A 13,899-nucleotide genomic window follows, 5' to 3' on the forward strand; every position below is an offset into this window, starting at 1 on the left:
CTGGCGCCGATCAACCGGCATAAAAAAATCCGGCAACGCGATTAACGTTGCCGGACTCTGTTTGCGAGATTGATTGACGCGAAGCGAGTGGCGGTTAGTGGCCGCCGTTTTGCTCAGCCAGCTTGGTGGCGGCTTTTTCGTCTTTGATCTCTTGCGGCGTCTTCGGCAGCAAAGGCGCGACCGGCTTGTCAGTGATGCGGGTCACCAGCAGCTGGTCAATCTTGTAGCTGTCGATGTCCACCACTTCAAACTTGTAGCCCGAGAACTTCACGAAATCGGTGCGTTTCGGGATTTTGCGCAGCATAAACATCATGAAACCGCCGATGGTTTCATAGTTGCCAGACTGCGGGAACTCTTCAATATGCAGCACGCGCATCACGTCTTCGATTGGCGTACCGCCTTCGATAAGCCATGAATTCTCGTCACGAGCGACAATCTGCTCTTCCATGCCTTGGCCGACCAAGTCGCCCATCAGCGTGGTCATTACGTCATTGAGGGTGATGATGCCCACGACCAGCGCGTATTCGTTGAGGATCACCGCGAAGTCTTCACCGGCGGCTTTAAAGCTTTCCAGCGCCTCGGAGAGGGTCAGGGTGTCCGGCACAATCAGCGCGGAGCGAATCTGCACGCCGCTGCTCAACATCAGGCTTTGGTTGCCCAGCACGCGGTTCAGCAGGTCTTTGGAATCGACATAACCCACCACTTGATCGATATGACCGTCACACACCAAGAATTTCGAGTGCGGATGGGTGGCAATCTTCTGTTTGATGCTGTCTTCGCTCTCGCGCAGGTCGAAGTAAATCACGCTTTCGCGAGATGTCATGGAAGACGGCACGGTACGAGATTCAAGCTCAAACACGTTTTCAATCAGCTCGTGCTCTTGCTTACGCAGCACGCCCGCCAAGGCACCGGCTTCAAACACGGCATAAATATCGTCGGAGGTAATGTCGTCGTTACGCACCATTGGCAGCTTGAACAGGCGGAAAATCATGTTTGCCATGCCATTGAAGAACCAGACCATCGGGCGGCAAATCATGAGGCAGAAACGCATCGGGTTGACTATACGGACGGCAACCGACTCAGGTGAAATCATACCGATGCGCTTCGGCGTGAGGTCAGCAAACAGAATAAACAGACTGGTGACCAGAACGAAGGAACAGATAAAGCTGACTTGGTCGGCCAATTCCGGCGACATGAAGCGAATAAAGAAAGTCTGGAAAGCAGGGGAGAAAGCCGCATCACCGACAATACCACCCAAGATGGCGACGGCGTTCAAACCGATTTGTACCACGGTAAAGAACAGGCCAGGGGTTTCCTGCAATTTCATCACGCGGGAGGCATTGACGTTTCCTTCGTCTGCCAACTGTTTAAGCTTAATTTTTCGGGAAGCGGCCAGCGATATCTCCGACAAGGAGAAAAAGGCACTGATCGCGATGAGTAAAAGAATCAGTAAGATACTGTTTAACATAATCTATCCGTTTAACACCGACCTAAAACCGGCAGGGAAGGGTACTCGTTGGGTTGCTGTATAAAAGAAAAATCATCAAGGGCGAAAAAATCAAAGATAACAGCTAGAAATACTCTGATTGGGCCACATTCGCGGCCCGCATAGTATAGCGGAGCCGCGATATTGCCGCCAGCGCTTAAAAATCCTCCTGAATCCGCCGTGTCGCGAGGGCCAGAGGCTGTTTGCGCCACGACAGATTTGCGAAGGATCAGCGCGTTGGTGGCAGGCAAACCCCGATACCGCCTAACCCGCAATAACCCTCGGGGTTCTTGAACAGGTATTGCTGGTGGTCATCTTCGGCATAATAGAAAGGCAGCGCTTCGCTGATTTCCGTGGTGATGTGGCGCTGGTCGTTGGCGGCGTCCATGGCGTCCTGAAAACGCTGGAGGCTCGCCAGCGCGGCGTCCTGCTGCGCTTCGCTCAGCACGTAAATTGCCGAACGGTACTGAGTGCCGATGTCTCCGCCCTGACGCATACCCTGCGCCGGGTCGTGATTTTCCCAGAAAATTTGCAGCAGCTTTTCATAGCTGATGACTGCCGGGTCGAACACCACACGCACCACTTCGGCATGGCCGGTCTGGCCGGTGCAGACTTCGCGATAAGTCGGGTTTGGCGTGAAACCGCCGCTATAGCCTGCCGCCGTGCTGTAAACCCCTTTCTGCTGCCAGAACAGGCGCTCAACGCCCCAGAAGCAGCCCATGGCGAACAGCGCCACGTTCATTTCATCAGGAACGTGAGTCATAGAGTGGCCGGTCACGGCGTGAGTCGTGGCAACTGGCATTGGCGTGGTGCGGCCGGTTAAGGCGTCTTCCTGCTTCACCAGTTGGGTTTTGTCAGAACTATTTTTATCAGATTGTTGAACCAAAACGGACTCCAGTTGTTTCTTTAATAACCTGTTACGGTCAATAGTTTGCTGTTAGTTGTATCTGATTGCGACTTTGCACACAATACGGGAGACGTTGCTCTGTCGTTGACGATTTTTAGGGAATTAGCACTAAACTACGTGAATTAGATTTTAAAGAGGTGAATCTGCCGACTTTCGGCATTAATTCCCCGGCAGGCATCTGATATTTTAACAGGATAGTAAAATCAGCAGGAGCGCTCGTGCCACGATACCACCGTAAGCTTTTTGTGTTAGGTCTGTTGCTGGCCCCCTCGCTCTCTATGGCTGCGAAAGTGCGCTTGCAGTTGGAAGGTCTTGAAGGCGACCTTCAGAAGAACGTCCGTGTCCGACTCTCCTCAATACAGAGTGACGAAGTGGGGGCGGATGGGCGTTTCCGTGCGCGCGTCAGTGCGGCTATTCAGCAAGGCTTAAGGCCGCTGGGATATTACCAACCCACCATCGATTTCGACTACCGCCAGACCCCGCCGCCGGGCCGCCCAGTGCTGATTGCCAAGGTGACGCCGGGCATTCCGGTGAAAATCGCCGGAACCAGCGTGGTGATTGAAGGGCAGGCGAGCAAGGACGATGAGTTTGAAGCGCTAAAGAAGTCGCGCGTCCCTGCCGTGGGCACTATCCTCAACCACGCTACCTATGACGGTTTCAAAAGCGCGCTGACCGGCGCTGCCGTGCGTAAAGGCTACTTTGACGCGGACATGCGTAAGAGCCAGCTCGGCGTGATAGAAGATGAACACAAGGCGTTCTGGGATATCCAATTCGACAGCGGCGATCGCTATCACTTTGGGCAAGTGAATTTCCAGGGCTCGCAAATCCGCGAAGAGTATCTGCAAAATCTGGTGCCGTTCCATCAGGGCGACTACTACAGCTCCTCTGATTTGGCGGAGTTGAACCGCCGACTGTCCGCGACGGGCTGGTTTAACTCGGTGGTGGTCGCGCCTGATTTTAGCGACGCCAAAGCCACCAAAACGCTGCCGCTGAATGCGGTGGTGACGCCACGAACCCGCAACACCTTAGAAACCGGTGTCGGTTACTCCACCGACGTCGGCCCGCGTATTAAAGCCAACTGGAAGAAGCCTTGGGTCAACGATCGCGGCCAGAGCATTGAAAGCACCATCAATCTCTCCGGCCCGGAGCAGTCGCTGGACCTGAGCTACAAAATCCCGCTGCTGAAAGCGCCTCTCGAGCAATATTATCTGGTGCAGGGCGGCTTCAAGCGTGAAGACCTCAACGACACCAAATCGGACTCCAGCACCGTCAATCTGGCGCGTTACTGGGATCTGAGCAGCGGCTGGCAGCGCGCGGTAAACCTGCGCTGGAGCCTCGACCACTTTACCCAAGGTAATGTCACCAACACCACCATGCTGATTTATCCGGGCGTGAGTGCTAACCGCACCCGCCAGCGCGGCGGTTTGATGCCAACCTGGGGCGACTCGCAGCGCTACTCGCTAGACGTCTCCGACACCACGTGGGGCTCGGACGTCGACTTCGCGGTGGTGCAGGCGCAAAACGTCTGGATCCGCACCTTAGCGGAGAAAAACCGCTTCGTGGTGCGCGGTAATTTAGGCTGGATCGAAACCAACGACTTCGAGCGCGTGCCGCCATCCCTGCGCTTCTTCGCCGGTGGTGACCGCAGTATTCGCGGCTACAAATACAAATCTCTGTCGCCAAGAGACAGCGACGGCAAGCTGACCGGTGCGTCAAAACTGGCGACCGGCTCGCTCGAATACCAATACAACGTGACTGGAAAGTGGTGGGGCGCGGTGTTTGTTGACTCGGGCGAGGCGGTGAATGATATCGCGAAAAGCAATGTGAAAACCGGCGCGGGTGTGGGCGTTCGCTGGGCTTCCCCAATTGGGCCGGTCAAGTTCGACATTGCCGCGCCCGTGGCGGACAAAGATGAGCATGGATTGCAGTTTTACATCGGTTTGGGTCCAGAATTATGAGTTTGTTTAAAAAGATCTGTATTGGTTTCCTCATTGTTCTGCTGTTGCTGCTGGGCACGGTGGCGTTTCTTATCGGCACGCAAACGGGCCTGCATCTGGTTATCAACAGCGCCCAGCGCTTTGTCCCCGGCCTGAAGATTGCCAGCGTCGAGGGCGGCTGGCGCAACCTCCAGCTGAAGGGTCTGCATTACCAAATGCCGGGCGTGGATGTGAAAGCGGGCGAGTTCCACCTGTCGCTCGACCTCTCTTGCTTTAAAAGCAGCGCGCTGTGCATCAACGCCATTGGCCTGAGCGACGTGGACGTGGCGGTGAAAACCAATGAAATGGCGCCGTCCCAGCCCGCCGTCGAGCCTGAAAACAGTGAGCCGCTGACCAACCTCAGCACGCCTTACCCGATCACGCTGCGGGCGCTGACGCTCAATAACGTCAATGTGACCATCGACGACCGCGCCATTTCGCTGGGTGAATTCAGCACCGGCGCGCAGTGGACGGATCGCTCGCTGCACCTGACACCGACCCATATCGGCGGTCTGCTGATTGCCTTGCCGAAGACTCCGGCTAGCCCTCTGCCTGAGGTGGTGCAAGCCGCGCAAGATAAAGCCGTGGAGAAAGCCACCGGCAAACCGGCGGAAAAACCGGTTGAAGCGCCGCCAGAGAAGCCGCTGGGTGAAACGCTGCAAGAGCTGTTTGCCAAGCCGCTGCTGCCAGAACTCCCAGACTTCCGCCTGCCGCTGGACCTGAATATCGAGCAGCTGACGGCGGAGAATTTACGCCTGACGGGTGATACCGACGTGTTGATCACCCGCTTCGCGCTCAAGGCCAGCTCGCAAAATCAGATTGTGAAGCTCGAGCAGTTGCAAGTTCGTTCTCCGCAAGGCTCGTTAGACGGCGTCGGCCAAGCGACGCTGGAAAACAACTGGCCGGTGGACATGACGCTGAACACCGCGCTGAACGTCGACCCAATTAAAGGCGAGAAGATTAAGCTGAAGGTGGGCGGTGGCCTGCGCGATAAGCTGGATCTCGGCATTAACCTCTCCGGCCCGGTTCGCGCCCAGTTGGCACTGCAAACTCAACTGGCGGAAGCTGGCCTGCCGCTCAATCTGACCCTGAACAGTGACGCGCTGCAATGGCCGCTGACCGGCACGCCGCAGTATCAGGTCAAAGGCTTCAAACTGAAGTTTTCGGGGAAAGCGACGGATTACGCGCTCTCTCTGCACTCTGACTTCAGCGGCGACCAAATCCCTCCAGCCACCTTAAGCGTGGATGGCAAAGGCAATGTCGAGCAGTTCAAACTGACCCTGCTGCGCCTTGCCGCCTTGCAGGGCAACACTGACCTAACGGGCATCGTAGACTGGAGCAAGGCGATCAGCTGGAATGCCTTGCTGACCCTGAATGGCATCAACACCGCCAAGCAGTACCCCGACTGGCCAGCCAAACTGCAGGGCAAAATCGCCACGCGCGGCAGCCTGTACGGCGGTAGCTGGCAGATGCAGATCCCAACGCTGGAGCTGGACGGCAACGTTAAGCAGAACGTGGTGAAAGCGCGCGGTAACCTGCGTGGTAACAACTACGGCCAGTGGGATATCCCTCAACTGCACCTTGAGTTGGGCCGTAACAACATTGATGTGAAAGGCTCGCTCAGCGATAAATGGGCGTTGGATGCCAACATTGACGCCCAGCATCTGGACGGCGCGCTGCCGGGCTTAGGCGGCGTCGCCAAAGGCATGATTCAGGTGCGCGGTGACTTGAAAGCGCCGAAGCTGTTGGCTGATCTCACCGCCAGCCGCCTGAAGTGGCAGGCGCTGACCATTAGCCGCGTGGACATCAAAGGTGATGTTAGCTCGGCGGAGCAGATTCAAGGCAACCTCGCGGTTCGTATCCAGCAGCTCAAGCAAGATGCTCTGGATATCAGCAACCTGACGCTGGATGCCAAGGGCAATGAGAAGCAGCATCAGCTGAAACTGAATGTCGAAGGCAAACCGGTTTCTGGCCAACTGGCCCTGACCGGCAGCTTTGACCGCGCCACCGAGCAGTGGAAAGGCAATATTAACAATACGCTGTTTGATACGCCGGTCGGCCAGTGGCGCTTGAATCGCTCGATTGCGCTGGAGTACTTCAACAAAGAGCAGCGCGTCACCGTCGGCCCGCACTGCTGGCAGAACCCGAATGCCGATCTCTGCGTGCCGAATACCATTGAGGCCGGAGCCAGCGGGCAGGCGAGTTTGCAGCTCAATCGATTTGATTTGGCGATGCTCAAGCCTTTCCTTGGCGACGATACCAAGCTGAGTGGCGTGTTTACCGGCAAAGCCAACGTGGCGTGGAAAGCCGACGGCGGCCTGCCGCAGGGTAGCGTGTCGCTGGTGGGTAACGGCGTGAAGGTGCAGCAGCTGGTGGGTGGCAACACCTTGCCTATCGCCTTCGACACCTTGAATCTGAACGCGGGCATGAACAACGGCCGAGCAACGCTGGACTGGTTAATCAAGCTGACCAACAACGGCCAGTTTGATGGCAACGTGCAAATTGCTGACCCGCAGACCCGCCGCAACCTCAGCGGGACGGTGAATATCAATCGCATCTCGATGGCGCTGATCCAGCCGATTCTGGCCGATGGCGAGAAGGCATCGGGCCTGCTCAACGCCAATCTGCGTCTGGGCGGCAACGCGCAGAAGCCGCAGGTGTTTGGCCGATTAGCGCTGTCCGATATCGACTTCGACGCCGAGTTTATGCCGTTTGATGTCACCAGCGGCAACCTGAATATCAACTTCAACGGCATGTCGTCGCTGATGGACGGGGTTATCCGCACCGCCCACGGCCAGCTGGCATTAAACGGCGACGCCGACTGGAGTGTGCTGAACGCGTGGCGCGCCAGAGTCGCCGCTAAGGGCGACCGAGTCAGGGTTTCCGTTCCGCCAATGGTGCGACTGGACGTCTCGCCGGACGTAGTGTTTGAAGCCACGCCGCAGCTGTTCTCGCTCAACGGTCGGGTAGACATTCCGTGGGCGCGCATCACCGTGCAGGAGCTGCCGGAGAGCGCGGTGGGCGTTTCGTCCGATGAAGTGATGCTCAATGACCAGCGCCAGCCGATTGCGCCGCCGTCTACCTCGATTCCTATCAACAGCAATCTGATGGTGAATATCGGCGACGACGTGCGTCTCGATGCCTTCGGCCTGAAAGCGCGCCTGAAAGGAGCGTTGAAAGTGGCGCAGGATAAACACGGCTTGGGGCTGAACGGTCAGATTGATATTCCGTCCGGTCGTTTCCACGCATACGGGCAGGACCTGCTTGTGCGTAAAGGCCAGTTGCTGTTCTCCGGCCCGGCCGACCAGCCGCTGCTCAATTTGGAAGCGATTCGTAACCCAGACTCGACCGAAAATGACGTTATTGCCGGTCTACGCGTCACGGGTGAGGCAGATTCGCCTAAACTTGAAATATTCTCAGATCCGGTGATGTCGCAGGAACAAGCCTTGTCATACCTGCTTCGCGGCCAAGGTTTGGACAGTTCTGGTGCCGATAGTGGCGCAATGACCTCAATGCTTATCGGGATGGGGGTTGCGCAAAGTGGTAAACTTGTGGGTAAAATCGGCGAAGCATTCGGTGTTAGCAATCTGGCACTGGATACGCAGGGCGTGGGGGATAACTCTCAGGTGGTGGTCAGTGGCTATGTTTTACCGGGTCTTCAGGTGAAATATGGCGTCGGTATCTTCGACTCGCTGGCGACCCTGACTCTGCGTTATCGTTTGATGCCTAAACTTTACCTCGAAGCTGTTTCGGGTATCGATCAGGCATTGGATTTGCTTTATCAGTTTGAGTTTTAACTCATGTGACTTTTACTATACGAAACCAAACATGCGAATAATTGTTTATGGCAGTTTACGACGCAAGCAAGGCAACAGTCATTGGATGACGAATGCTCAGTGGTTGGGTGACCACGAGCTGGAAGGCTACGCGCTCTATAATCTGGGGCACTATCCGGCAGCCGTTCCAGGGGATGGAAAAGTCTATTGTGAAGTTTACCGCATCACGTCATCCATTATGGCTGAACTGGATGAGCTGAAAAGTAATACAAAAGATTATAAACGTGAGCTGATTTCCACTCCGTACGGCAGTGCCTGGATCTACCTCTACATACGTTCACTCGAAGGAGTGCCGCGTATTGAAGGCGGGGATTGGCTCAAGCGTGCGGAAGATGTGAAGTAAGAACGCTGAGCAAGGTCGTCATTCCGTGGTTACCAACCACATCTCTTCTAAACCAGGGAGAGAGACATAAAAAAAACACCGTCCAATGGGCGGTGTTTTTCTTTTTATACGGCTTGTACGGCCACCAGTCAGCGGCCGTCGCTCAAACAATTACTTGTTTTTAGCGCGTTCGAAAGAGGTAACGATCTCTTCTTTCGCGGCAGCAGCGTCAGCCCAGCCGTCAACTTTAACCCATTTGCCTTTTTCCAGCGCTTTGTACTGCTCGAAGAAGTGGGTGATCTGGCCGCGCAGCAGCTCTGGCAGGTCGTTCACATCTTTAATGTGATCGTACTCTTTGCTCAGTTTGGTGTGCGGAACCGCAACAACTTTGGCATCTTCGCCAGATTCGTCGGTCATTTTCAGTACGCCAACTGGACGGCAGCGAATGACTGAGCCTGGTTGCAGTGGGTACGGAGTTGGGACCAACACGTCAACCGGGTCACCATCAAGAGACAGGGTGTGGTTGATGTAACCGTAGTTGCATGGGTAGAACATCGCAGTCGACATGAAGCGATCCACGAACAGTGCACCGGTATCTTTATCTACTTCGTATTTGATTGGGTCAGCGTTAGCTGGGATTTCGATAACTACGTAGATATCTTCTGGCAAGTCTTTGCCTGCCGGTACATTGATTAAGCTCATTTTGGTTTCCTTCATTGGACCAGGAATTGGAGTGGCGGACATTATAGCCAAGTCCGTCACGATTTCCTGTCCTTTTCGTGGTGGCGACTTCTGGTGTTTCCCTCTTTTTCCTTGCCGTTAATCCCTGTTGTTTGGCAGGAAAGTTTTCTGACCCCACGCTTTGCCGCCTAACTGCCTGTTTTACGGTTTCTTCTCAAGATTTTCACAAAATTGTCGATAACAAAACACATAAAAAAGTCTGCGGCACCGACAGATTACCTCTCTATGTTTTCCTCCTTTTCCTAAACCACCGGATAACACAGCATGTTGAATAAGTTGAGCGTAAAGGCGGGATTGATCGCCTTGTTAGTGGTAATGACCCTGATTCTATTACTGGTCAGTGTTTTGGGAGCCAACGCTATTCGCCAGAGCGCCTCCTCGTTACAGCAAATTAACCAACTGCAAGGTGAAGAACTGGGTTCGCTGGCGGAGAGTTACAGCTTCTCGCTGCGCGCTCGCGTTGCCAGCAGCGTCGCCGTGCGCCAATTGGAAATTGGCATGATGGATGACTCGAAGGCCACGGCGGGGCGAGTGGCGGGCTATTTGAAACAAGCCGATGAGAAAGTGGCACAGTTTACGGCAATTGATGACGGCAACGAGCAGGGGCGCGCGTTGACCAAAGCCTTGAAAGACTCCTATGAGGCCTATAAAGCCAATGGCTTATTGCCCGCGCTGGCGGCCATTCAGTCACAAAGCAGCGATGCCTATTACGACGTGTTAGAAAACAAAATGACGCCGTACAGCAACGCCTACGACAAAGCCCTGAGCGATTTTCGCATCTACGCCAAAGAGAGCACTCAGCAGCGCATTGAGCATGCTCGCGCCCAGTCGCACATCCAGCTGACCATTATTATTGTTGCCTGCATCGCCGCTGTCTCTATCGCGCTGCTGTCGTGGTTCGCGTTGCAGAAAATCATCATGCATCCGCTGAGCACCTCTATTGCTCAGTTGGAGTACATCGCGGCGGGGGATTTGACTCATGAGATTGATGACTCGCGTAATAACGAAATGGGCCGCCTGCTGCGCGCCATGAAGAAGATGCAAGACTCGCTGGCAGCGTCGGTCGGAAGAGTGCGCGACGCGGGCAATCAGATTGACGTCGGCACCCGCGAACTGGCGGCCGGGAACGTGAATTTGGCCCAGCGCACCGAAGAGTCTGCGGCTTCGCTGGAAGAGACGGCGGCCAGCATGGAGCAGTTGACCTCCACCGTGCGCATGAACGCCACCAACTCCGAGCAGGCGAATCAGCTGGCTCAGAGTGTCTCGAGCATTGCGGATAAAGGCAGTCAGGTGGTGAACCACGTTATGGATAAAATGCGTGCCATCACCGACAGCTCGAAACGCATTACTGACATCATCACGGTGATTGACGGTATTGCCTTCCAGACCAATATTCTGGCGCTGAACGCCGCCGTTGAAGCAGCTCGCGCCGGTGAACAAGGGCGCGGTTTTGCCGTGGTCGCGGGTGAAGTTCGCAGTCTGGCCCAGCGCAGCGCGCAGTCGGCCAAAGAGATCAAAGAGCTGATTGTGGACTCTGAAAGCCGCATCTCGGAAGGAGAAACCATGGTGAAGTCGGCCGCCGGAACCATGACCGAGATTGCCAATGAAGTGCGCCGTGTGACCAGCCTGATGCGCGAGATTTCTATCGCCACTACCGAGCAGACCCACGGCATCGAGCAGGTGAATATCGCCATTACCCAGATGGATCAGGTGGCGCAGCAAAACGCCGCGCTGGTGGAAGAGGCGACGGCGGCCACTCGCTCGCTGGAAGAGCAGGCGCAGCTGCTGGCAGAAAGCGTGTCCGTGTTTAAGCTTAGCCAGCAAGATTTGGTGTAAGTTGCTCTAAATCAGCCAGTTGTGAAAATAAAAAGGTTCGGCAAATGCCGAACCTTTTTTATGTAAGTGATGTACAGAGATAACGCGTTCTTATTGTGGATAGGCGTCGTCTGGGAACTCAGCGATGAAGCGTTCTGCATCTTCAACCATGGAACGGTTGCCGACGAAGAAAGGTGCGCGCTCGTGCAGCTTTTGCGGAATGATGTCCAGAATACGGTTTTTACCGTCGCTGGCTTTACCACCGGCTTGCTCGGCAAGGAACGCCATCGGGTTGCACTCATACAGCAGACGCAGTTTACCGGTAGGGTGGCTCGCGGTGCTTGGATAGATATAAATGCCGCCTTTCAACAGGTTACGGTGGAAATCTGCCACCAGAGAACCGATGTAACGCGAGGTGTAAGGGCGATTGGTGGCTTCGTCCTGCTCCTGACAGTACTTAATGTACTTCTTCACGCCGAGCGGGAATCTGATGTAGTTGCCTTCGTTGATCGAGTACATGTTGCCCTTCGCAGGGAAACGGACTTTTTCGTGAGACAGGCAGAAGACGCCGAGTGAAGGGTCATAGGTGAAGGCATGAACGCCCGCGCCCGTGGTGTAAACCAGCATGGTGGAGGAGCCGTAAACCACATAACCTGCCGCGACCTGACGGTTGCCCGGTTGCAGGAAGTCAGCTTCGGTGACCGGCTGGCCCAGTGGAGTGGTACGACGGTAAATGGAGAAGATGGTGCCGACAGAGACGTTAACATCAATGTTGGAGGAGCCATCGAGTGGGTCCATCAGGATCACGTATTTTGCATTTTCAGCACGTTCACCTTCAAAGATGACGATCTCATCTTCTTCTTCCGACGCGATACCGGCAATTTCGCCGCGCGCTAACATCGCCGCTTTTAACTTTTCATTGGCGTAAAGGTCGAGTTTCATCTGAACTTCGCCCTGAACGTTTTCTACACCACTTGTACCGAGAATATCGACCAGCCCGGCTTTGTTGATGTCCCTATGAATGATTTTTGCGCCGAGTTTTATTGCTGAAAGGAGAGCGGTCAGCTCACCGGTTGCATGGGGAAAATCCTGCTGCTTTTCAACAATAAATTCGCCTAACGTTTTCATGACGCATTCCCTAAATCTAGGATGGATAACGGTTTATTAATAAAACCTTAACATGAGCACGAGCAGTTTAGCCCAAATATATGGATGAATCCTAGGCAAATCCATTTCTTCTGGAGGATTCTGAGCGGTAGAATAGCGGCTGACTTAAAGGCATTAATGGAAAACATATGCGCATTCATATTCTTGGGATTTGCGGCACCTTTATGGGCGGACTGGCAATGCTGGCTCGCGCACAAGGGCATCAGGTTACCGGTTCAGATAACAACGTTTATCCACCAATGAGTACGCTGCTGGAGAATCAGGGTATTGAACTGATCCAGGGTTACGACCCCGCGCAGCTCGAACCTCGGCCTGATCTGGTGATCATCGGTAACGCCATGACGCGCGGAAACCCGTGTGTGGAAGCCGTGCTGGAGCAGGGCATTCCTTACGTCTCTGGCCCACAGTGGCTGCACGACCACGTGCTGCCGGGCCGCTGGGTGATTGCCGTTGCGGGCACCCACGGCAAAACCACCACGGCCGGCATGGTCGCGTGGATCCTCGAAGCCTGCGGCTACGAGCCGGGCTATGTCATCGGCGGCGTGCCGGGCAACTTCGACGTTTCTGCGCGTCTGGGTAACAGCCCGTTCATGGTGATTGAAGCCGACGAATACGACAGCGCCTTCTTCGACAAGCGTTCCAAATTTGTTCACTACAGCCCGCGCACGCTGGTGCTGAACAACCTTGAGTTCGACCACGCTGACATCTTCGATGACTTAAAAGCCATTCAGAAACAGTTCCACCATTTGGTTCGTCTGGTGCCGGGACAGGGGAAAATTATCCTGCCTGACAACGACACGCCGCTGAAGCAAGTGATGGCGATGGGCTGCTGGAGTGAGCAAGAGTTTGTCGGTGAAACCGAAACCTGCGCTTGGGATGCCAAAAAACTGACGCCTGACGCCAGCTCCTTCACCGTCTATCTGCACGGTGAGAGCGTCGGCGAAGTACACTGGTCGCTGGTTGGCGAGCACAACATGCATAATGGCCTGATGGCGATTGCCGCAGCGCGTCACGTGGGCGTTAAGCCAGAAGATGCCTGCAAAGCCTTGGGTGATTTCATCAACGCCCGCCGCCGTCTCGAACTGCGCGGTGAAGCTTATGGCGTGAGCGTGTATGACGACTTTGCTCACCACCCGACGGCGATTCTGGCCACGCTTGCTGCCTTGCGCAGTAAGGTTGGCGGTACCGCGCGCATTCTGGCCGTGCTCGAACCGCGCTCTAACACCATGAAAATGGGCATGAGCAAAAATGAGCTGGCACCTGCGCTGGGCCGCGCCGACGAAGTCTTCCTGTTACAGCCTCAGCATATTCCGTGGCAAGTAGCAGAAGTTGCTGAGCACTGCGTGCAGCCTGCGCACTGGAGCGCGGATGTCGACTCGCTGGCCGATTTAGTGGTGAAAGCCGCGCAGCCGGGCGATCACATTTTGGTGATGAGTAACGGCGGCTTCGGCGGCATTCACACCAAACTGCTGGATGCTCTGGCGGCGAAATCTCTGGCGGTCGAGCGGGAATAAGCTTCAGCTTGTTCGCACTCTCAAAAACACAGCTTCGGCTGTGTTTTTTTATGGCTGAAAGGCAGGAGGGCGCGGAAAAAAGGATAAAAAAAAGCTCCCGCAATACACGGGAGCCAAAGGGTGTCGTCGGACAGG

General features: G+C 55.2%; 9 protein-coding genes. 5 read left to right on the forward strand and 4 right to left on the reverse strand.

Translation table 11 applies throughout. From position 1 onward, the window contains the following. Positions 1-94: 94 nt before the first annotated feature. Both paeA and msrA read right to left on the reverse strand, forming a co-directional pair. Positions 95-1,468 carry a polyamine export protein PaeA gene (gene paeA, locus GEAM_RS20025; RefSeq protein ID WP_034795207.1) on the reverse strand — a complete coding sequence of 458 codons (1,374 nt, stop codon included), beginning with the start codon at positions 1,466-1,468 and terminating at the stop codon, positions 95-97. A gap of 247 nt (positions 1,469-1,715) precedes the next feature. Continuing rightward, a complete protein-coding gene (gene msrA, locus GEAM_RS20030) occupies positions 1,716-2,372 on the reverse strand; it encodes a peptide-methionine (S)-S-oxide reductase MsrA (RefSeq protein ID WP_034795210.1) in 657 nt (218 codons plus the stop codon). 239 nt (positions 2,373-2,611) lie between these two features. Here msrA and tamA point away from each other — a divergent pair, with 239 nt between their 5' ends. Genes tamA through GEAM_RS20045 form a run of 3 tightly spaced genes read left to right on the forward strand, consistent with a single transcriptional unit; the run spans position 2,612 to position 8,548 of the window. After that, a complete protein-coding gene (gene tamA, locus GEAM_RS20035; protein ID WP_034795213.1) occupies positions 2,612-4,351 on the forward strand; it encodes an autotransporter assembly complex protein TamA in 1,740 nt (579 codons plus the stop codon). Further along, a complete protein-coding gene (gene tamB / locus GEAM_RS20040) occupies positions 4,348-8,166 on the forward strand; it encodes an autotransporter assembly complex protein TamB (protein WP_034795215.1) in 3,819 nt (1,272 codons plus the stop codon). The genes tamA and tamB overlap by 4 nt, the downstream gene beginning before the upstream one ends. A 31-nt stretch (positions 8,167-8,197) precedes the next feature. After that, the gene (locus tag GEAM_RS20045; protein ID WP_034795217.1) at positions 8,198-8,548 is read left to right on the forward strand and encodes a gamma-glutamylcyclotransferase family protein; all 351 of its coding nucleotides are present in this window, start codon (positions 8,198-8,200) and stop codon (positions 8,546-8,548) included. A gap of 150 nt (positions 8,549-8,698) precedes the next feature. Here the strand turns inward: GEAM_RS20045 and ppa are convergent, their stop codons facing one another. After that, on the reverse strand, positions 8,699-9,229 hold the full coding sequence (gene ppa, locus GEAM_RS20050) for an inorganic diphosphatase (protein WP_034795220.1): 531 nt from the start codon (positions 9,227-9,229) through the stop codon (positions 8,699-8,701). Positions 9,230-9,532: 303 nt separating this feature from the next. Here ppa and GEAM_RS20055 point away from each other — a divergent pair, with 303 nt between their 5' ends. Further along, positions 9,533-11,104, forward strand: a complete 1,572-nt coding sequence (locus GEAM_RS20055; protein ID WP_034795222.1) for a methyl-accepting chemotaxis protein — start codon at positions 9,533-9,535, stop codon at positions 11,102-11,104. A gap of 90 nt (positions 11,105-11,194) precedes the next feature. On the opposite strand, the gene fbp is transcribed toward GEAM_RS20055, so the two are convergent. Then, on the reverse strand, positions 11,195-12,211 hold the full coding sequence (gene fbp, locus GEAM_RS20060) for a class 1 fructose-bisphosphatase (protein WP_034795223.1): 1,017 nt from the start codon (positions 12,209-12,211) through the stop codon (positions 11,195-11,197). Between the two features lie 167 nt (positions 12,212-12,378). Here fbp and mpl point away from each other — a divergent pair, with 167 nt between their 5' ends. Then, entirely contained in the window at positions 12,379-13,764 is a 1,386-nt protein-coding gene (gene mpl, locus GEAM_RS20065) for a UDP-N-acetylmuramate:L-alanyl-gamma-D-glutamyl-meso-diaminopimelate ligase (RefSeq protein WP_034795226.1), read from the forward strand. The last annotated feature ends 135 nt before the right edge of the window (positions 13,765-13,899 follow it).

The organism is Ewingella americana ATCC 33852, assembly GCF_000735345.1.
GTDB classification, from domain to species: Bacteria; Pseudomonadota; Gammaproteobacteria; order Enterobacterales; family Enterobacteriaceae; genus Ewingella; species Ewingella americana.